This window comes from Escherichia sp. MOD1-EC4550 (assembly GCF_963876935.1).
In the GTDB taxonomy this organism is placed as follows: Bacteria; Pseudomonadota; Gammaproteobacteria; order Enterobacterales; family Enterobacteriaceae; genus Escherichia; species Escherichia coli_F.
The window spans coordinates 1-21,312 of record NZ_CAWNSE010000003.1 but is presented as its reverse complement, the minus strand read 5'-3'; the positions used below and the strand labels follow the sequence as shown (position 1 = coordinate 21,312).

Below are 21,312 nucleotides of genomic sequence, written 5' to 3'. Positions count from 1 at the left end.
ATGAATCTCCCTGCAAGGTTATTACAAATGTGTTTTGTAAAAAGGAATTAATTTATCGAGCGCCTGTTTCACAGGTTCTGGCTTATCATACAGGTCGTAATGTGAATAACCTTCAACCACGACCAACTCTTTATGTTTTGAGGCTGCACGACCAATAATTTCGCAGCCGTCACGATAGGCACCAAAAGCGCCCACTCTATCGCCCACTACAACCATTAGTGGTTGAGTTAACAGGACTTCTGCAAGATGAAAAGCATCCCAGCCCACGGCAACAGTCTGATGTGAAAATAGCGAACGATTTACCCCATTAGGCGCACAGCCTCGTGGCGAACGATAATATTCTGTTGCTTCAAAAAGGTCTATTTCTGTTAATCCCGCTTCAAGAGCTGCTTCCGGAGAAGAAGGGAGCAAATCATCTACGCGAAGTTTTGCGCCGTTAGCTTCGTCTGTTCTTTGTTGCGCCATTGCTTCGAGTGCTCCGATAGGATTAAACGCTGTAAATCCCTCACGCATAAGACGCCCGTAGTTAGCACCCGTGACAGTACCAATGGCTTTAATCCGACGTTCTGTCATTGCGGCATTAATGGCATATCCACCTACACCACAAATACCCAGTACACCAATACGCCCGGCATCAACGTAAGGTAAGGTGGTAAGGTAATCAACGACAATGCTGAAGTCTTTTACTCGCATTGTTGGATCTTCCAGATAACGCGGTTCTCCACCGCTGCTTCCCTGAAAACTGGCATCAAAAGCAATGACGATAAAGCCAGCTTTTGCCAGGGCGGCACCATACACACTACCCGATGTCTGTTCTTTGCAGCTTCCAATTGGATGGGCACTGATAATGGCAGGATACTTTTTTTCACTATTAAAATCGTCAGGGAAATAGATATCAGCAGCTATATCCCAGTAAGTGTGTTTTATCGAAACCGTTTTCATTTCAAGCTCCAGGGATTTGCCTAAACAGATTTAAATATCATTTCTATTATCCGCAACTGGCATTTGTGTTCATATCGAGAACGGCGTAATAGTATGACTTGTATTGGTTATCATCAATGGTCTAATATCTATCACAGTGTTAAGTTAAGGTTTACAATGATGAAAATAGAGCCTTCAATTTTGCCTTCTCTTGCCTGGTTTGCGCTGATTGTTCGTGCCGGCAGTTTTTCCAGAGCCGCTTCTGAAATGGGTATTACGCGGGCCGCATTGTCCCAGAATTTAAAATCTCTTGAGGAACGTCTTAACACCAAGCTGATATACCGTACGACCCGCAATATGTCGCTTACTGAGGAAGGACAGCGTCTGTATGAAGTGCTGGTGTCGGCTTTGGGGCAAATTGATGATGCTTTGAAAGATGTTGGTGATACCCAACTTGAACCTACAGGCCTGTTGAGAATAAATTCCTCCCGTGTTGCAGCACGGATGCTTGTTGAGCCTCATATTGGCGAGTTTCTTACTCGTTACCCCAAAACAAAGATAGAACTCATTATGGATGACGGTTTATCTAACATTATTGCGGACGGCTGTGATGTGGGCATACGTCTTGAGCAAGGACTGGATGAGCATATGACTGCCGTTCCTGTTTCTCCGCTTATTAAACTGGTTACTGTGGCATCGCCAGATTATTTAAAAGAACACGGTATTCCTGAAACGCCTCAGGAACTGAGTAACCATAATTGCCTTCGGTTGCGGCATAAAAGTAGCGGTGCACTCTCTGCATGGGAGTTTTCTAATGTTGTGGGGGGTAATGAAGAGTTCGAAATAGAGGTTTCAGGTAAGTATATTTCTAATGATGACGAAAGCATGATACGAATGGCGCTGAATGGAACGGGTATCATTCAACATCTGGATTTTGCAATCGCTGAACATATCAATGCGGGCAAGTTACAGCCGATTCTTGAGGATTGGGCTGTTTCATTTCCTGGATTTTATATTTATGTTTCATCACGGGTGAGAATGCCCTCTAAAGTTCGTGCTTTTATTGATTTTATGGTGGAGAAAAGAGTAAAACTCGAAAATTGATGATATGTGTAATTGATGGTTGCTCTGGGCGAATATCGGTAAGAGGAATAACGTAATCATTAGGACGCGTTTACATAATAAACTTTCTGATAATTAATACTTATTTTTTATACGGCTATAATATCAATTATCATTATCACCAGTAATGTGGCTAAAATAATAGTATCTATGACCGCTACGGTTAACGGTGGTTATTTTGGGAGGCGTTAACACGTAGCGGCTTGTAGTTGTAAGTCTTGAACAGGTACAAAGCCTGAAAATCAGGAGGGTATCGCTATCAAACTTCCTTTATTTCTTCTCGCAGTTTCGCATCTTATAGAAGAATCCTGTATTTCCATCTTCCACGATGAAGCGATCGTTAAAAGTTGGACGACGAATAAATGTCACTCCACCTATTGTTGCTTTTTGTTTTATACCATCATCAACATTTTCCAGATCTGGAGAGTACAATTGATCTCCATTTGGCATTTGAACGATGAAATTGTTTCCATTATCGAGAACTGTTGCGGATTTTGACAGAATTTGAGTAGCGGTATCCAGGCTGGAAATCCTAATGTCACAAACATATTTGCCTGGCCCCAGATCTTCTTCTGCAAATACAGGTAAGGAAAATAATGCAAATGCGAGGATGAGATTCTTATTCATGCAAACTCCAGGAAGATCAATAAAAGCAATATGTTACATAAAGAGCACGTAAATGAAAAGAGCGATTGGTTAATGAGTAATGCTATTAATCCCCGCATGGCCTACTTTTCATTGGCTGCGGTGTTGAACCTCATTGAATATGGGCAAGACTCTGACTGAGTGACCGACGTAAATAGGTAGATGCATAATCGCTTACCGCCCTGTAACCGCAAACGGTGCCCAGGCTTCTGGCTGAATGCCACGACTTTGCATCCAGGGAACGGCCTGTAGCTGCTGATTGAAAGGGTTAACTTCAACCTGGTTTACCGCCGGAACGACGTTATTAAAAGCGATAAGGTCAGCCAGTCGGTCAGGATGGAAGTTACTTACGCCAATAGCGCGAATTTTACCGGCCTGTTGCAGCTCTTCCATGGCACGCCAGGCTCCGTGGACATCGCCATATGGCTGGTGAATCAAGTACAGGTCAACGTAATCAAGTTGCAGTCGATTCAGAGAGCGTTCGAACTGGGCTTTGGCCCCTTCGTAACTGGTATCCTGCAACCAGAGTTTCGTGGTGACAAAGAGTTCGTTACGGGCGATATCGCTTTGTTTCAGTGCGTTCCCGACCTGGGTTTCATTTTGATAGGAGGCGGCGGTGTCAATCAGTCGATAACCGGTGTTAATAGCGTCAATGACCGCTCTTTCGCATTCAGCGGCATCGGTCATCTGAAATACACCAAAGCCCAACAGGGGCATTTCAATACCGTTGTTCAGTTTTACTTTTTGCATGGTGTTATCCTTTCGTTATCGTTCATGAGAAGCATAACGTAAAGGGAAGAGCTCGATTAGACGGCAGGATTTGTCAGGGGTTATGAACAAAATTCATAAATCTGTTTGAGGGTTGCGATGAGTAGTGCAAGTTCGATATCCCCGGAATTTACAGTCCGATGAAGGAAAATGAATATCCATAAAAAATATATCGGTTTATCCTGGCGTATATACCTACTTCGACGTATTTCCAATCGTGGTAAATTAAAAGCAGGTCATTATTATTCACTCTGAATAATGAATTATTCACTGTCCGCAGAGTAAGAAATATAACATAGGTATCTATTTAATGACTTGCACAAAAAGCTAAATTTTCACCCATAAATAAAAATATAATCCCGCGCCCAACCACCTGATGAGTGGCTACAGGCACTGGATATATTAGGTGGCGGTGTACTTTCTTACATAAAGGTATTTCCTTTTCTGCGGAAAAGGAAACCGGGAAATCCCCGGTTTTTCTGACAAGCAGACACCATTATTTGTGTTTGCCTATGTTCGTTAATTCGTTCATCAGGAAATTATCTCAATGTCACGTTATAAAACAGGTCATAAACAACCACGATTTCGTTATTCAGTTCTGGCCCGCTGCGTGGCGTGGGCAAATATCTCTGTTCAGGTTCTTTTTCCACTCGCTGTCACCTTTACCCCAGTAATGGCAGCACGCGCGCAGCATGTGGTTCAGCCACGGTTGAGCATGGGAAATACTACGGTAACTGCTGATAATAACGTGGAGAAAAATGTCGCGTCGTTTGCCGCAAATGCCGGGACATTTTTAAGCAGTCAGCCAGATAGCGATGCGACACGTAACTTTATTACCGGAATAGCTACAGCTAAAGCTAACCAGGAAATACAGGAGTGGCTCGGGAAATATGGTACTGCGCGCGTCAAACTGAATGTCGATAAAGATTTCTCGCTGAAGGACTCTTCGCTGGAAATGCTTTATCCGATTTATGACACGCCGACAAATATGTTGTTCACTCAGGGGGCAATACATCGTACCGACGATCGTACTCAGTCAAATATTGGTTTTGGCTGGCGTCATTTTTCAGGAAATGACTGGATGGCGGGGGTGAATACTTTTATCGATCATGATTTATCCCGTAGTCATACCCGCATTGGTGTTGGTGCGGAATACTGGCGTGATTATTTGAAATTGAGCGCCAATGGTTATATCCGGGCTTCTGGCTGGAAAAAATCGCCGGATGTTGAGGATTATCAGGAACGCCCGGCGGATGGCTGGGATATTCGTGCTGAGGGCTATTTACCTGCCTGGCCGCAGCTTGGCGCAAGCCTGATGTATGAGCAGTATTATGGCGATGAAGTCGGGCTGTTTGGTAAAGATAAACGCCAGAAAGACCCGCATGCTATTTCTGCCGAGGTAACCTATACACCAGTGCCTCTTCTGACACTGAGCGCCGGGCATAAGCAGGGCAAGAGTGGTGAGAATGACACTCGCTTTGGCCTGGAAGTTAACTACCGAATTGGCGAACCTCTGGAAAAACAACTCGATACAGACAGCATTCGCGAGCGTCGAATGCTGGCAGGCAGCCGCTATGACCTGGTTGAGCGTAATAACAACATCGTTCTTGAGTACCGCAAATCTGAAGTGATCCGTATTGCTCTGCCTGAGCGTATTGAAGGCAAGGGCGGTCAGACGGTTTCCCTGGGGCTTGTGGTCAGCAAAGCAACTCACGGACTGAAAAATGTGCAGTGGGAAGCGCCGTCATTACTGGCTGAAGGTGGCAAAATTACCGGTCAGGGTAGTCAGTGGCAAGTGACGCTCCCGGCTTATCAGGCAGGCAAAGACAATTATTATGCGATTTCAGCGATTGCCTACGATAACAAAGGCAATGCCTCGAAACGTGTGCAGACAGAAGTGGTTATTAGCGGAGCTGGTATGAGCGCCGATCGTACGGCGTTAACGCTTGATGGTCAGAGCCGTATTCAAATGCTTGCTAACGGTAATGAGCAAAAGCCGCTGGTGCTGTCTCTGCGCGACGCCGAGGGCCAGCCAGTCACGGGCATGAAAGATCAGATCAAGACTGAACTAACCTTCAAACCGGCTGGAAATATTGTGACTCGTACCCTGAAGGCCACTAAATCACAGGCAAAGCCAACACTGGGTGAGTTCACCGAAACTGAAGCAGGGGTGTATCAGTCTGTCTTTACTACCGGAACGCAGTCAGGTGAGGCAACGATTACTGTTAGCGTTGATGACATGAGCAAAACTGTCACTGCAGAACTGCGGGCCACGATGATGGATGTGGCAAACTCCACCCTGAGCGCTAACGAGCCGTCAGGTGACGTGGTTGCTGATGGTCAGCAAGCCTACACGCTGACGCTGACTGCGGTGGACTCCGAGGGTAATCCGGTGACGGGAGAAGCCAGCCGCCTGCGACTTGTTCCGCAAGACACTAATGGTGTTACCGTTGGTGCCATTTCGGAAATAAAACCAGGGGTTTACAGCGCCATGGTTTCTTCGACCCGTGCCGGAAACGTTGTTGTGCGTGCCTTCAGCGAGCAGTATCAGCTGGGCACATTACAACAAACGCTGAAGTTCGTTGCCGGGCCGCTTGATGCAGCACATTCGTCCATCACCCTGAATCCTGATAAACCGGTGGTTGGCGGTACAGTTACGGCAATCTGGACGGCAAAAGATGCCTATGACAACCCTGTGACCAGCCTCACGCCGGAAGCGCCGTCATTAGCGGGTGCCGCTGCTGTAGGTTCTACGGCATCGGGCTGGACAAATAATGGTGATGGGACGTGGACTGCGCAGATTACTCTCGGCTCTACGGCGGGTGAATTAGAAGTTATGCCGAAGCTAAATGGACAGGATGCGGCAGCAAACGCGGCAAAAGTAACCGTGGTGGCTGATGCGTTATCTTCAGGCCAGTCGACAGTGTCTGTAGCCGCAGATCGCGTAAAAGCAGGCGAAAGCACAACCGTGACGCTTATTGCAAAAGATGCGCATGGCAACGCTATCAGTGGTCTTTCGTTGTCGGCAAGTTTGACGGGGACCGCCTCTGAAGGGGCGACTATTTCCAGTTGGACCGAAAAAGGTGACGGTTCCTATGTTGCTACGTTGACCACAGGCGGAAAGACGGGCGAGCTTCGTGTCATGCCGCTCTTCAACGGCCAGCCAGCAGCCACCGAAGCCGCGCAGTTGACGGTCATCGCCGGGGAGATGTCAACAGCGAACTCTACGCTTGTTGCGGACAATAAGACTCCAACGGTTAAAACGACGACGGAACTCACCTTCACCGTGAAGGATGCGTACGGGAACCCGGTCACCGGGCTGAAGCCAGATGCACCAGTGTTTAGCGGTGCCGCCAGCACGGGATCAGAGCGACCTTCAGTTGGAAGCTGGACAGAGCAAAGTAATGGGGTCTACGTGGCGACCTTAACGCTGGGATCGGCTGCAGGTCAGTTGTCTGTCATGCCACGCGTGAACGGCCAAAATGCCGTTGCTCAGCCACTGGTGCTGAATGTTGCAGGTGACGCTTCTCAGGCTGAGATACGTGATATGGCGGTGAAGGTGAATAACCAGCTGGCTAATGGTCAGTCTGCTAACCAGATAACCCTGACTGTCGTGGACACCTATGGCAACCCGTTACAAGGGCAAAATGTCACGCTGACTTTACCGCAGGGTGTGACCAGCAAGACGGGGAATACAATAACAACCAATGCGGCAGGTAAAGCGGATATTGAGTTGATATCAACCGTTGCAGGGGAACTTGAAATCGCGGCCGCGGTGAAAAACTCTCAGAAGACGGTCACGGTGAAATTCAACGCGGATGCCAGCACCGGTCAGGCAAACCTGCAGGTAGACGCCGCTGCTCAAAAAGTGGCAAACGGCAAAGATGCCTTTACGCTGACGGCGAACGTTGAGGATAAAAATGGTAACCCTGTTCCAGGGAGCCTGGTGACCTTTAATCTGCCCCGGGGTGTCAAGCCGCTTACAGGCGATAATGTCTGGGTGAAAGCCAACGATGAGGGGAAAGCAGAGTTGCAGGTGGTTTCAGTGACTGCCGGAACGTATGAGATCACGGCATCGGCAGGGAATAGCCAGCCTTCGAATACGCAGACTATAACGTTTGTAGCCGATAAGGCTACCGCAACCGTCTCCAGTATTGAGGTGATTGGCAACTATGCACTGGCGGACGGCAAAGCCAAACAAACGTATAAAGTTACGGTGACTGATGCCAATAAGAATTTGGTGAAAGATAGCGAAGTGACGCTGACCGCCAGCCCGGCTTCGTTAAACCTGGAACCGAATGGCACTGCGACAACGAATGAGCAAGGGCAGGCTATTTTCACCGCTACCACTACTGTTGCGGCGACATACACACTCACGGCGCAAGTGAGTCAGACCAACGGTCAGGTATCAACGAAAACTGCCGAAGCTAAATTCGTTGCGGATGATAAAAACGCGGTGCTCGCCGCATCATCTGATGTGCAATCTCTGGTGGCGGATGGGAAATCGACTGCGAAGCTGGAGGTGACCCTGATGTCGGCAAATAACCCCGTTGGCGGGAATATGTGGGTCGACATTCAGACGCCGGAAGGGGTGACGGAGAAGGATTATCAGTTCCTGCCGTCGAAAAATGACCATTTCGTGAGCGGAAAAATCACGCGTACATTTAGTACCAGCAAGCCTGGTGTCTATACGTTCACATTTAACGCCCTGACCTATGGCGGGTACGAAATGAAGCCAGTGACGGTGACCATTACCGCGGTGGATGCCAATACGGCAACGGGCGAGGAGGCGATGAAATAATATTAAGAGTATGAAAGTAACATTCTAATAAACAATAATGGCGTTGACATCTTCAACGCCATTATTTATTGAATTGCCTGACAGTAGTCTTGTTATAAATTCATTTAGACATAGCGATAACTAAACCGGACGAACAGGGATAAATATTTCGCAAACAACATCATTGCTATCCTTTTCTACGAAATCTTCATTGTAATAAAATCGCTCAATATCACTGCCGTTCACTCTGGCTAACCCCCTGGCAGGTAATTCCATCAGATAGAGGTTTCGCGCCCATTCAGGGTAGTGCTCCCACTCACCTTCATAGCGGAAAGAGGCATACAGTCCTCGGTTAATTGTCCACTCTTTCGACATCTCTGAATCGGTTTGTTTGCATACCGTACCGGCAAAAGTTTCAACTGTGAGCAAATCGACCGATTTTGTTGACGGTTCGAACGTGGAGACGAAATAGATATCCGTCTTAAAATTCTTCATACATCTGGCTAAATGATGACGTCGCAGTTTGACTTCTTCATCCGGTGATTTATTCGACACTTCAATATCATATTTAAATGAATTGCCAAAAATAGGTGTCTCAGGAAAGTTGACTAATCTACACTCCGTCTTTTGCTGTTGACGTATTAAAAAAGAAGGGAAGATATTTGCGAGATCCCAATAATCACGGTGGCGGTATTCACGGGGAGAGCAGCCGAATAACTTTTTAAATTCGCGGCTGAATGACTGCTGTGAATCAAAATGCAAAGAGAGTGCAATATCAAGCATAGATTTCGCGGTGAGTCGGACAAGAATGGCGGCACGACAAAGCCTTCGTTTGCGAATGTATTCTCCTAAAGGCACATGCATGAAATTTCGGAACAGAAGCTGGATGTTGCGCCTGCTGTAGCCAGATTTCTGTGCGATATCTTCGATTGAAATAGGGTGCTCAAGATTGCACTCAATCCACTCCAGGAGCTGCTGTAGAATCTTCTGCCTGATCATCACATTCTCCGTTAATTCTTTGTCATATCGCACATTTTCGTTATGTCCTGGGCCCTAAGTGTATCAAAAACAGCAAGTCCCAAGGCAAAAGCACTGATAGCGTCTGCTTCATTGCCCCAAAAATAGAGAGGTTTCAGTCCTACATTATTAATGAATTTTTTGCATAAGTGATATCAAAATCCACATACTAATTTGAGGTTACGTTTTAACGTAGACTCATTGTTCATACCTAATGGAGGGACTGACAGTGGAATTTTCCGTATTAAGTAACAATCTGAAAATGCCGATGATGGGATTTGGTGTTTTTCAGGTTACCGATAAAGACGTGTGTAAACAGTCAGTGTTGAATGCTATCCGCACGGGTTATCGACTCATCGACACTGCAGCGGTATACGGTAATGAAGATGCCGTCGGTGAAGCCGTTCGTGAAGCCATATCTGAAGGTTTATGTACCCGAGAAGAGTTATTTATAACGTCTAAATTGTGGGTGCAGGATATGTTGAATCAGGATATTGCAGCAGCAGGTATTGAAGCATCATTAAAAAAATCGGGACTAGAATACTTCGATCTCTATTTATTACACCAGGCCATGCGCGATTATTTTAGTGCGTGGCGTGCACTCGAAGATGCCTATGAAGAGGGAAAATTAAAAGCGATTGGGGTTTCCAATTTCTACCCTCATGTTCTGGCGAACTTTTGTGAAACGGTAAGAGTTAAACCGATGGTCAACCAGGTCGAGTTGCATCCCTATTTTGCCCAACCAGAGGCGCTGGCAACCATGAAGTATTATAACGTGCAGCCTGAAGCATGGGCTCCGTTAGGCGGTGGAAGACATAAACCCTTTGAAAATAGTCTGCTTCAGAATATTGCAGATGCCCATCAAAAATCGATTTCTCAGGTCATTCTGCGTTGGAATATTCAACGAGGAGTGGTCGTTATTCCGAAATCGACACATCAACAGCGTATCGAAGAAAATTTTGCTATTTGGGATTTCTCACTGACAGAGAAAGAAATGGCGCAAATTAGTTCGCTTGATTTGGGTTATGTTGGGGAATCGGTAAAACATTTTAATCCTGAGTTTGTTCGTGGTTGTCTTGCTGTAAAAATACATGATTGATATTAATCACTTATTTTACCTGAGACGACAAGAATCTTTTAACAGGGGAGTGATATTGATCTTCACTCTGTCATATCTCCGGTAATATGGCGTCAGGCTTCATCATCAGAAAGGGAGCCTGACGCCTGAAAAAGTGAACAACAGACAGTGTTCGGATTATCAATATTCAGTTTTTAACGTTGAACTGGATTCATTACTGCGTTGTTTAAGAATATCCCGCGCCGAATCTGCCATTATCATGACAGCACCTGCCAGCATCAGAGTATCTTTCAATACCAGGCGACCAGCACCAGATAAATAAGGGAAACCATGATGAGCGTCACCCAATGCGGGTACCCATGCCTCCGGGGTGGTGATTAAAAATGAGAGTGTTACCAACGGTGTGGTAAATGCCATCAGCCCTCCCAATAAACCTAACCAGCGATTGACAGGATTAGCCAAAACCAGCAGAGCAATAATCACCTCCACGACGCCAAGACCGTTGGAAAAACCATAGGTATTATTGGCCGATTGCCATGCCCTTGCTTCTGGTTTGTATTCGCCTTCGTGAGTCAGATACTGTTTATAGTCTTCCGGGTGTTCATAAAAGAACGACATTAGTGGACTGTTTGCGACGAATGGTGTAATGCTGTCTGCCTCGTAAGGGACAAACTTTAATAACCCAATCCACATAAAAACAATCGCAATACTCAGACGAATCAATGTCAGGCCAATTTTATCTCCCCGACTTAACAGGTGCAGGTATTTTTCCATTGTGAACATCCTTATTTATACAATACTGCTGTTGCGGTTGAATTATTATCAATTCGCATCGATGTGACTTTCCAGGATGAAGCATTATATTTTCTGGCTATATCAGCAATGGCATCCTCCAGAACTGTCGGTGATGCTGATACTGACGAGACGCTGATATGTTTCAGAATTATTTTATCATCTGCATTGGTGGAAAATGCCATAACGCCAGATAATAGTGTTGCAAATAAAACAGGTTTTTTAAACATATAAAATACCATCAATGAAGTGATTAAGAAGTTATATAATAACAAGGAATTAATAAGATTCTTTTCTCTGAGACGCCAGAATATTTGTCCTGGCGTCTGATTTTGAGTTTATTTGACTAATGAAAATAGATCATTGAGTGATTCGCTCATCGACGGATGAGTAAATATCTGATCGCGTAATATGCTATAAGGCAGCCCGGCATCCATCACCATTTTCACTATATTAATCATCTCGTGGGAGTCAACACACAGCAGTGATGCCCCTAATATACGTTGGGTTTTATTATCAACAATCGCTTTTAATACCCCACGGGTATCGTTCATCACTCTGGCGCGCGGAATTGCAGCTACAGGCAATGTCACCACCTGAATATCAGCACCACTCTCTCTGGCTTGTTCTTCTGTCATACCAACCCTGGACAGGGGCGGTGTCATAAACACGGAATAAGGCACATTTTTCCGATCATCAGTACTACGTTTGCCTTCACCCAGTAACTCATCACGTACAATGCGGTAATCATACAGTGATATGTAAGTAAATTGCAGCCCGCCGGTAACATCTCCCATCGCCCAAATATTGTCTGCGGTGGTATGTAATTGCTTGTCAACGACAATTGCCCCGCGCTCGTTTACTGCGATACCTGCATTTTCTGGATGTAACGAAGCGGTAGCCGGTTGACGACCGGAAGCGATTAACAGTGCATCCACCGCCAGTTGGGCGTGCTCGCTATGCACTTGCACTTGATTTTCATGGTGACTGATTCGCTCCACATGGGCATTGAGGATTATATCGACGCCCTGATCGCGTAAAATCGTCGCGATATTATCAGCAATATCCCGATCTTCCCGAGGCAAAAACAGCGAAGCTGCCTCTAAAATGGTTACTTTGCTGCCAAAATTAGCGAACATAGAGGCGAACTCAACGCCAATATATCCGCCGCCCAAAATACCTAAATGCCCAGGCAATTCTTTTAGATTAAGTAATCCGGTGCTGTCATATACACCAGGCGTGGTGGTAATTCCAGGAATTGGCGGAACCACGGCTTGTGCACCGGTATTAATAAAAATTTTCTCGCCATGAATCTCCAGATTTCCCCCAGGCCGATGAACACGCAGGCTATGATTATTGATAAACTCCGCCTGGCCGTCGATCACGTCGATATTGGGCATATCCGCAAGATTATGATAATTCTTATTACGTAAAAAATTAACCACTTCATTTTTACGCTGTATGGCACGGACAAAATCTGTGTGCTGCTGTGCGTCATGAACCAATGTTTTGGTTGGGATACAGCCGATATTAATACAGGTCCCGCCATACATTGCATTTGATTGTTCGATGAGAGCCACACGCCAACCTGCTTTTGCCAGCGTGACGGCTAATGTTTTTCCAGCCTTGCCAAAACCAATAATAACTGCCTGATATTTATTCATGATGATTTCCTGTCGAAACGCGTTCATTTGACATCATGACTATAGACGCAAAAGAGCAAATAACATTTCTTCACAACGCTTGATATTTTGTCTTATCGTCTGGTATTTTCTTTTTCTTAATCAGAATCACAAAACAAAAATCATGATTAACCATTTGATGGTATTAGATTAATTATTGTCTAAGATTGTTGGTGTTTGTAATCAAAAACCACTCAGGAGTCTGATATGGATGCCCTTAGCCGTTTGTTGATGCTTAACGCTCCACAAGGAACGATCGATAAGAATTGCGTGTTAGGAAGTGACTGGCAGCTTCCACATGGTGCCGGGGAATTATCGGTTATTCGTTGGCATGCGTTAACGCAAGGAGCGGCGAAGCTGGAAATGCCGACGGGGGAGATTTTTACATTACGCCCGGGAAATGTGGTCCTGCTACCACAAAATTCAGCTCATCGCCTGAGTCATGTCGATAATGAATCGACCTGTATTGTCTGCGGCACTCTTCGGCTGCAACATTCGGCGCGTTATTTTTTAACGTCTTTGCCGGAAACGCTGTTTTTAGCACCGGTTAACCACAGCGTGGAATATAACTGGCTGAGGGAGGCGATCCCGTTTTTACAACAGGAGTCCAAATCGGCAATGCCGGGAGTGGATGCACTGTGTAGCCAGATCTGCGCTACATTCTTTACCCTCGCGGTGCGTGAGTGGATTGCACAGGTTAATACTGAGAAAAACATTCTCAGTTTGCTTCTGCATCCACGTCTTGGTGCGGTAATACAGCAAATGCTGGAAATGCCAGGACACGCCTGGACCGTCGAATCGCTGGCCAGCATCGCCCACATGTCCCGGGCAAGTTTTGCCCAGCTTTTCCGTGATGTTTCCGGAACCACGCCGCTGGCTGTATTAACAAAGTTGCGTCTACAAATAGCGGCCCAGATGTTTTCCCGGGAAACGTTCCCTGTTGTGGTGATCGCTGAGTCAGTAGGCTATGCCAGTGAATCATCTTTTCACAAGGCGTTTGTCCGCGAGTTTGGTTGTACCCCGGGAGAATATCGGGAAAGAGTCAGACAGCTTGCACCCTGAATAAAACCGCCAGGAATCGGAGCAAAGATAATCAGCATTCCGGGTGTTGTGAGCCTTTCAACTATTTCTATTTCCAACAGTGTTTTATATGTTTTTTTGAAGAATGCAGGCCCAGTATGTAAATAAAAACGCAAACTAAATTGCTTTAATTAAATAAAATGCCGACTATTACTTGATACCTGATTATTGCCGGTGATTTTGTTAGTACACCATCATTGTATATCTCAACAACCCCTGAATAAGTAGCTCTGAATAGGTATAAGGGATGTGGCCTTTTTAAATGAATTTCTTATGCCAAAAATGATCGTCGATTTCCCTATAAAATGTGAGCGATGCCGAAAGAAATAAAATTAGTTATTGCATTTGAAGTTTGGATGAAAGATTATCATTTGTCATACAAATGAGGGGTGGTATGTTGCTAGCCAATTAAAAAAGAACGCCATATTTATTGATGATTGATCCCCTGGTGGGGGGAACCATCGGGCATAAATGGGCATGAAGTAATGGAGTATTAGTTGTGAATGTCAATTTCTTTGTCACCTGTATTGGTGACGCCCTGAAATCAAGAATGGCACGAGACTCCGTGCTGCTACTGGAAAAACTCGGCTGTCGCGTAAATTTCCCGGAGAAACAGGGATGCTGCGGTCAGCCTGCGATCAATAGTGGTTATATCAAAGAAGCGATTCCAGGGATGAAAAATCTGATCGCCGCACTGGAGGATAACGACGATCCCATTATTTCACCGGCTGGCTCCTGTACCTATGCCGTAAAAAGTTACCCAACGTATCTGGCGGATGAGCCTGAATGGGCATCACGTGCCGAAAAGGTTGCCGCGCGTATGCAGGATCTCACCTCTTTTATTGTTAATACATTAGGGGTAGTCGATGTAGGTGCCAGTTTGCAAGGGAGAGCGGTGTATCACCCATCTTGTAGCCTGGCCCGTAAGCTGGGGGTGAAGGACGAGCCACTTACGCTGCTGAAAAATGTGCGTGGACTGGAGTTGCTGCCCTTTGCCGAACAGGACACGTGCTGCGGGTTCGGCGGCACGTTCTCGGTCAAAATGGCCGAAATATCCGGCGAGATGGTGAAAGAAAAGGTTTCGCACCTGATGGAAGTCCGCCCTGAGTATTTAATTGGTGCTGACGTGAGTTGCCTGCTGAACATCAGTGGACGATTACAACGGGAAGGGCAGAAAGTCAAAGTGATGCATATTGCTGAAGTGCTGATGAGCCGCTGAGGATATAAAGATGTCGATCAAAACCAGTAATACAGATTTTAAGACACGCATCCGTCAGCAAATTGAAGATCCGATCATGCGCAAAGCGGTGGCAAACGCGCAGCAGCGTATTGGGGCAAATCGGCAAAAAATGGTCGATGAATTGGGGCACTGGGAGGAGTGGCGCGATCGGGCCGCCCAGATACGTGATCATGTTCTGAGTAATCTCGACGCTTATCTGTACCAGCTCTCTGAAAAAGTGACGCAAAACGGCGGTCACGTCTATTTTGCAAAAACCAAAGAAGACGCCACCCGCTACATTTTACAGGTCGCCCAACGCAAAAATGCCCGGAAGGTGGTGAAATCTAAATCGATGGTGACCGAAGAGATTGGTGTCAATCATGTGTTGCAGGATGCTGGTATTCAGGTGATTGAAACCGATCTGGGTGAATACATTCTCCAGCTGGATCAAGATCCGCCCTCTCATGTTGTGGTCCCGGCAATTCATAAAGATCGCCATCAGATCCGTCGAGTGCTACACGAACGTCTGGGTTATGAGGGGCCGGAAACGCCTGAAGCGATGACCTTATTCATTCGGCAAAAAATCCGCGAAGATTTCCTCAGTGCTGAAATAGGTATTACCGGCTGTAATTTTGCGGTGGCAGAGACCGGTTCGGTATGCCTGGTGACCAATGAAGGTAATGCGCGAATGTGTACCACGCTGCCTAAAACGCATATTGCAGTGATGGGAATGGAGCGTATTGCCCCCACGTTTGCAGAGGTAGATGTATTGATCACCATGCTGGCGCGCAGTGCCGTTGGTGCACGTTTGACTGGATACAACACCTGGCTGACAGGACCGCGCGAAGCGGGGCACGTTGATGGTCCTGAAGAGTTTCATCTGGTTATTGTCGATAACGGGCGTTCTGAGGTGCTGGCTTCTGAATTTCGGGATGTGCTGCGCTGTATTCGCTGCGGGGCTTGTATGAATACTTGTCCGGCATATCGCCATATTGGCGGTCATGGATATGGCTCTATTTATCCAGGGCCAATTGGTGCGGTGATTTCCCCGTTACTTGGCGGCTATAAAGATTTTAAAGATTTACCCTACGCCTGCTCTTTATGCACAGCTTGTGACAGCGTGTGTCCGGTGCGTATTCCGCTGTCAAAACTGATTTTGCGTCATCGTCGGGTGATGGCTGAAAAAGGGATCACCGCAAAAGCAGAGCAACGGGCGATAAAAATGTTCGCTTATGCCAATAGTCATCCAGGATTGTGGAAAGTCGGGATGATGGCTGGTGCTCATGCGGCAAGCTGGTTTATCAATGGCGGCAAAACACCACTCAAATTTGGCGCGATTAGCGACTGGATGGAAGCACGCGATCTTCCTGAAGCTGACGGAGAGAGTTTCCGTAGTTGGTTTAAGAAACATCAGGCGCAGGAGAAAAAGAATGGATAATCGGAGCGAATTTTTGAATAACGTTGCTCAGGCACTGGGTCGCCCGCAGCGACTTGAACCGCAAGCAGAAGATGCGCCGCTTAACAACTATGCTAACGAGCGGCTTACCGAACTTAACCAACAGCAGCGCTGTGACGCGTTTATCCAGTTTGCCAGCGATGTTATGTTGACGCGCTGTGAACTGACCAGCGAGGCGCAGGCCGCAGAAGCTGCAATATGTCTGTGTAAAGAGCTGGGAGAGCAGTCGGTCGTGATTAGCGGTGACACGAGGCTGGAGGAATTGGGGATTAGCGAACGTTTGCAGCAGGAATGCAATGCCGTTGTTTGGGATCCGGCGAAAGGTATTGAGAACATTTCACAAGCAGAGCAGGCTAAAGTTGGCGTCGTGTATGCTGAATATGGTTTAACCGAATCGGGTGGCGTGGTTCTTTTTTCCGCCGCCGGGCGCGGGCGTTCATTGAGCCTGCTCCCGGAATCTTCTCTTTTTATCCTGCGTAAAAGCACAATCCTGCCGCGTGTAGCGCAACTCGCAGAAAAATTGCATCAGAAAGCGCAGGCCGGTGAACGAATGCCGTCATGTATTAACATCATCAGTGGTCCTAGTTCAACGGCGGACATTGAGCTTATCAAAGTCGTCGGGGTTCATGGTCCGGTGAAAGCGGTGTATCTGATTATTGAGGATTGCTGAGAGAGATATGAAGTCTGGACATAAACCTGAAGGCGGCACGAAGTTGCGAATAGCGCTAAGGACAACCTGACTTAACCCCGTTCTGTCATGGTTATGCTCCTCTTCTTTAAATATCCTGGCATTAGTAATGCCAGGATATTTACAGTGAAAAAGACAGGCATCCATTCCTGAAAACGGGTTCCCTTCCCGGTCATTGTCACTTCAGCTATATACAGGCACTCTCTATCAGAATGCTGTTTATTACTGCCCAGAGTTTTGTTGGTATTCATCTACCATTTTTTTGACAAGGCAATTTTTAGCATTAGTACTGGTCTAAAAAACTCGTAATTCGCTGAATAACATCTTCAGTCATTGTGGTCTGACAGGCAAAGTTATTATTGCTATCACAGCTTACAAGTATGCCTGATGTTGTGTGGTTTATTTTTAGGCTGTAACTCAGCTTTATATTGTCTTTATTGATGTACAGAAATAATAGCACCATTGTCATACAAACAGCTATAATAAACAGAATAACACGAATCTTTTTCTTCAGATAAAATAAAATTTCAATCAGATCGATATCCTGTTTGATTTGTCACTCATAATATATCCAGAAAATGAAATCTGTCGCAGATAAGCTTGAATTAATAGTCTGTATCAGGAATATTCTGGTAAAAACATCAGCAAAAAACCAGCATCATGAATACTGGATATGAAGCATGAGAGTTACCTATGTTTTTTATATAAGGATTCGGTCCTTATCGTAGAACGGTAACTCTCAAGCTTATAAGTTCCTGCGTTAGTTCAAATCGCGATTCAGTTTTTTCGCTCTTACTGGCATCCCATTCGCCACAAAATACGCCGCCAGACTTCTGGACAACGCTTCTCGTCCGCGAATTATATCCGCCATTTTCTCGCCAATCATAATGGTCGTGGCGTTCAGATTGCCGGTGATAATCTGCGGCATAATTGACGCATCGACTACGCGTAATCCTTCCAGCCCGTGCACGCGGCCTTCGCCATCCACAACGGACATCTCGTCGTACCCCATTTTGCACGTACCGCATGGGTGGAAGGCGGTTTCGGCGTGATTACGCACGAACTCATCGAGCTGCTCATCTGTCTGGCATTCCGCGCCGGGGCTGATTTCGCGGCCACGGTATTGATCCAGCGCCGGTTGATGCATGATCTCGCGGGTGATGCGAATCGCGTCGCGGAACTCCTGCCAGTCCTGTTCGTGCGACATGTAGTTAAACAAAATCGCCGGATGCTGGTGCGGGTCGCGGGATTTAATCCGCACATGCCCACGGCTTGGCGAGCGCATCGATCCGACATGGCACTGGAAGCCGTGCTCTTTCACTGCGTTCGAGCCGTTATAGTTAATCGCCACTGGCAGGAAATGGTACTGAATATTCGGCCACGCAAATTCCTCACGGCTGCGAATAAATCCGCCTGCTTCAAAGTGGTTGCTGGCACCCACGCCGGTGCCGCCAAACAGCCACTCCGCACCGATTTTCGGCTGATTCCACCACTGCAGGGCAGGGTAGAGGGAAACCGGTTCTTTGCACTCGTATTGCAGGTACATCTCCAGATGATCCTGAAGATTTTCGCCCACGCCGGGCAAATCATGCACCAGCGGAATATCAAATTCGGCCAGCAGTTCAGCGTTGCCGACGCCGGAGCGTTGCAGGATTTGTGGTGAGGCAATCGCGCCTGCACATAACAGCACTTCTTTGTTGGCCGTTGCGCGGGTTGGGATGGTGCTGTCGCCTTCCAGCCACTCGACGCCTACCGCGCGTTTGCCGTCAAAGATAATGTGATCGGTCATGGCGTGAGTTCGAATAGTCAGGTTCGGGCGCGATTTAGCCTGATCGAGATAACCCCGCGCGGTGCTGGCGCGACGGCCCTGCGGCGTGACGGTGCGGTCCATCGGGCCGAAACCTTCCTGCTGATAACCGTTAAGGTCTTCTGTGCGCGGATAGCCCGCCTGCACGCCCGCCTCAATCATCGCTTCAAACAGCGGATTGACACCCGGTTTTGAGGTGGTCACGCTTACCGGGCCATCAGCGCCGTGGTAGTCGTTCTCGCCCACATCGCGCGTCTCGGCCTTGCGGTAGTAGGGCAGGCAGTCGAGGTAGCTCCAGTTCTCCAGACCGGGTTCTTTCGCCCAGTTATCGAGATCCAGCGCGTTACCACGGATGTAACACATGCCGTTGATCAATGATGATCCACCAAGCCCCTTACCGCGTCCGCACTCCATGCGACGGTTGTTCATAAACGGTTCCGGCTCGGTCTCATACGCCCAGTTATAGCGTTTACCCTGTAGCGGGAACGCCAGCGCAGCGGGCATTTGGGTACGGAAGTCAAAGCGATAGTCCGGGCCGCCCGCTTCAAGCAGCAGCACGGTAGTGTTCGGATCTTCAGTCAGACGTGTCGCGAGGACGTTGCCGGCAGAGCCGGCGCCAATAATGATGTAGTCAAATTGCAAATAAACCTCCTGGTTAGAATATGGACTGGAATTTAGCCATCTCAACCTGGATGGACTTCACCTGGGTATAACTCTGGAGCGTCATCACGCCGTTCTCACGGCCAATGCCGGAGTGTTTGTAACCGCCAACGGGCATCTCCGCCGGGGATTCTCCCCAGGTGTTGATCCAGCAAATGCCGGCTTCCAGCTGATGAATGACGCGATGCGCGCGGTTCAGATCCGCCGTCACGATGCCCGCCGCCAGGCCGTAGTCGGTATCATTGGCGCGGCGAATCACTTCGTCTTCAGACTCATACGTGAGGAGCGACATCACCGGGCCGAAGATCTCTTCGCGCACGATAGTCATTTGGTCGCGGCAATCGGTGAATACGGTCGGAGCAACCCATGCGCCGTTATCGAAGCCATCACCCTTCAGCACATCGCCGCCGCAAAGCACGCGTGCACCTTCCTCTTTGCCTTTGGCGATATAGCGCAGCACATTATCGCGATGCGGGAAGCTGACCAGCGGGCCAAAGTTGGTTTGCGGATCGAAAACGTCGCCCGCGCGAATGCGCTCAACGCGCGCCAGAATCTTTTGTTCAAATGCGGCTTTGCATTTCGCCGGAACGAAGACGCGGGTGCCATTGGTACACACCTGACCGGAGCTAAAGAAGTTCGCCATCATGGCTATATCGGCAGCGAGATCGAGGTCTGCATCGTCGAAAACGATCAGCGGCGATTTACCGCCCAGCTCCATGGTGACTTCTTTCAGGGAAGAGGCCGCCGCGTTAGCCATCACCTTTTTGCCGCTGGCGACGCCGCCGGTAAACGACACTTTGGCGATGCCCGGATGCTCGGTCAGATACTGCCCGGTTTCCGCACCTACGCCCGGCAACACGTTAAATACGCCGTCCGGCAGGCCCGCTTCGCTGTAGATTTCAGCCAGCTTTAACGCGGTAAGCGGGGTAACTTCGCTCGGTTTGAATATCATCGCGTTGCCTGCGGCCAGTGCCGGAGCGGATTTCCACAAAGCAATCTGAATCGGGTAATTCCATGCGCCAATTCCGGCGACCACGCCCAGCGGTTCACGGCGGGTATAAACAAACGACGTCTCGCGTAGCGGGATCTGGCTGCCTTCCAGTGCCGGGATCAGCCCGGCGTAGTACTCCAGTACGTCCGCGCCGGTAACGATATCGACGGTTGAGGTTTCTGAATACGCCTTCCCGGTGTCGAGGGTTTCCAGTTTAGCGAGTTCGTCATTGCATTCGCGCAGAATATCAACGGCTCGACGCAGAATGCGCGAGCGTTCCATGGCGGTCATCGCCGCCCAGATTTTTTGCCCCTGCTGGGCGCTCTTCACGGCGCGATCGACATCCTCACGCCCGGCGGCCTGCACGGTCGCCAGCACGTTACCGTTGGCCGGGTTAATGGTCTCGAAGGTGCGACCGCTGGTGGCGGAGGTATAACCACCATGTATATAAAGCTGCTGTTCTGCCATTCGGGACATCACGTCTCCTCGGTTAATCGGTGGGTAAATGCTGAGTGATAAAGTGGCGGGTGGGCGAGGGGGGGGGAGGTTTATTTAGCGGGTTTCCACTCAATGCCGCGCGCGGCCCTAAAACGTCAATCAGCGCGG

Annotated in this window: 15 protein-coding genes and 3 pseudogenes; 7 read left to right on the top strand and 11 right to left on the bottom strand. The window is 47.9% G+C overall.

Going from position 1 to position 21,312, the window contains the following annotated elements:
* Positions 1-21: 21 nt before the first annotated feature.
* Positions 22-942, bottom strand: a complete 921-nt coding sequence (locus AACU19_RS02780) for an alpha/beta hydrolase (protein ID WP_105278646.1) — start codon at positions 940-942, stop codon at positions 22-24.
* Positions 943-1,098: 156 nt separating this feature from the next.
* Between AACU19_RS02780 and AACU19_RS02775 the strand changes: the two genes are divergently transcribed.
* Positions 1,099-2,025, top strand: a complete 927-nt coding sequence (locus tag AACU19_RS02775) for a LysR family transcriptional regulator (protein WP_001307603.1) — start codon at positions 1,099-1,101, stop codon at positions 2,023-2,025.
* Between the two features lie 288 nt (positions 2,026-2,313).
* Here AACU19_RS02775 and AACU19_RS02770 read toward each other — a convergent pair whose 3' ends face one another.
* Together AACU19_RS02770 and AACU19_RS02765 are read right to left on the bottom strand one after the other, a co-directional pair.
* Positions 2,314-2,670, bottom strand: coding sequence for a hypothetical protein (locus AACU19_RS02770; RefSeq protein ID WP_001038968.1), 357 nt, complete (start codon positions 2,668-2,670; stop codon positions 2,314-2,316).
* Positions 2,671-2,877: 207 nt separating this feature from the next.
* A pseudogene (locus tag AACU19_RS02765) lies at positions 2,878-3,438 on the bottom strand (aldo/keto reductase); the annotation flags it as partial.
* Positions 3,439-4,003: 565 nt separating this feature from the next.
* Between AACU19_RS02765 and fdeC the strand changes: the two are divergent.
* Positions 4,004-8,257 (top strand): inverse autotransporter adhesin FdeC, encoded by a 4,254-nt coding sequence (fdeC, locus tag AACU19_RS02760; RefSeq protein ID WP_105278645.1) that lies wholly within the window; start codon positions 4,004-4,006, stop codon positions 8,255-8,257.
* 120 nt (positions 8,258-8,377) lie between these two features.
* Here the strand turns inward: fdeC and AACU19_RS02755 are convergent, their stop codons facing one another.
* Complete coding sequence (locus AACU19_RS02755) at positions 8,378-9,235, bottom strand: helix-turn-helix domain-containing protein (protein WP_032183341.1); 858 nt, start codon at positions 9,233-9,235, stop codon at positions 8,378-8,380.
* A 247-nt stretch (positions 9,236-9,482) separates the two neighbouring features.
* Here AACU19_RS02755 and AACU19_RS02750 point away from each other — a divergent pair, with 247 nt between their 5' ends.
* Positions 9,483-10,352 carry an aldo/keto reductase gene (locus tag AACU19_RS02750; RefSeq protein WP_123057650.1) on the top strand — a complete coding sequence of 290 codons (870 nt, stop codon included), beginning with the start codon at positions 9,483-9,485 and terminating at the stop codon, positions 10,350-10,352.
* 159 nt (positions 10,353-10,511) lie between these two features.
* Here AACU19_RS02750 and rclC read toward each other — a convergent pair whose 3' ends face one another.
* The 3 genes from rclC to rclA all read right to left on the bottom strand — a co-directional run bounded on the left by rclC (position 10,512) and on the right by rclA (position 12,787).
* Complete coding sequence (rclC, locus tag AACU19_RS02745; RefSeq protein ID WP_001355150.1) at positions 10,512-11,105, bottom strand: reactive chlorine species resistance protein RclC; 594 nt, start codon at positions 11,103-11,105, stop codon at positions 10,512-10,514.
* 11 nt (positions 11,106-11,116) lie between these two features.
* Positions 11,117-11,353: a reactive chlorine resistance periplasmic protein RclB gene (gene rclB, locus AACU19_RS02740; protein ID WP_000474001.1), complete on the bottom strand. Its 237-nt coding sequence runs from the start codon at positions 11,351-11,353 to the stop codon at positions 11,117-11,119.
* A gap of 108 nt (positions 11,354-11,461) precedes the next feature.
* Entirely contained in the window at positions 11,462-12,787 is a 1,326-nt protein-coding gene (gene rclA / locus AACU19_RS02735; RefSeq protein ID WP_105278643.1) for a reactive chlorine resistance oxidoreductase RclA, read from the bottom strand.
* 225 nt (positions 12,788-13,012) lie between these two features.
* Between rclA and rclR the strand changes: the two genes are divergently transcribed.
* The 4 genes from rclR to AACU19_RS02715 all read left to right on the top strand — a co-directional run bounded on the left by rclR (position 13,013) and on the right by AACU19_RS02715 (position 17,230).
* Positions 13,013-13,867, top strand: coding sequence for a reactive chlorine-specific transcriptional regulator RclR (rclR, locus tag AACU19_RS02730; RefSeq protein WP_000339584.1), 855 nt, complete (start codon positions 13,013-13,015; stop codon positions 13,865-13,867).
* Between the two features lie 517 nt (positions 13,868-14,384).
* Entirely contained in the window at positions 14,385-15,104 is a 720-nt protein-coding gene (locus AACU19_RS02725; protein WP_105278642.1) for a (Fe-S)-binding protein, read from the top strand.
* 10 nt (positions 15,105-15,114) lie between these two features.
* Positions 15,115-16,542 carry a LutB/LldF family L-lactate oxidation iron-sulfur protein gene (locus tag AACU19_RS02720; RefSeq protein ID WP_000023919.1) on the top strand — a complete coding sequence of 476 codons (1,428 nt, stop codon included), beginning with the start codon at positions 15,115-15,117 and terminating at the stop codon, positions 16,540-16,542.
* Positions 16,535-17,230 (top strand): LutC/YkgG family protein, encoded by a 696-nt coding sequence (locus AACU19_RS02715; protein WP_032183351.1) that lies wholly within the window; start codon positions 16,535-16,537, stop codon positions 17,228-17,230. The genes AACU19_RS02720 and AACU19_RS02715 overlap by 8 nt, the downstream gene beginning before the upstream one ends.
* 316 nt (positions 17,231-17,546) lie before the next feature.
* Here the strand turns inward: AACU19_RS02715 and AACU19_RS02710 are convergent.
* The 4 genes and pseudogenes from AACU19_RS02710 to AACU19_RS02695 form a co-directional block, all read right to left on the bottom strand.
* Positions 17,547-17,801, bottom strand: a pseudogene (locus AACU19_RS02710) (hypothetical protein); the annotation flags it as partial.
* 207 nt (positions 17,802-18,008) lie between these two features.
* On the bottom strand, positions 18,009-19,697 hold the full coding sequence (betA, locus tag AACU19_RS02705) for a choline dehydrogenase (RefSeq protein WP_001159118.1): 1,689 nt from the start codon (positions 19,695-19,697) through the stop codon (positions 18,009-18,011).
* 13 nt (positions 19,698-19,710) lie between these two features.
* A complete protein-coding gene (betB, locus tag AACU19_RS02700) occupies positions 19,711-21,183 on the bottom strand; it encodes a betaine-aldehyde dehydrogenase (protein ID WP_105278641.1) in 1,473 nt (490 codons plus the stop codon).
* A 13-nt stretch (positions 21,184-21,196) separates the two neighbouring features.
* Positions 21,197-21,312 (bottom strand): annotated as a pseudogene (locus AACU19_RS02695) (transcriptional regulator BetI); the annotation flags it as partial.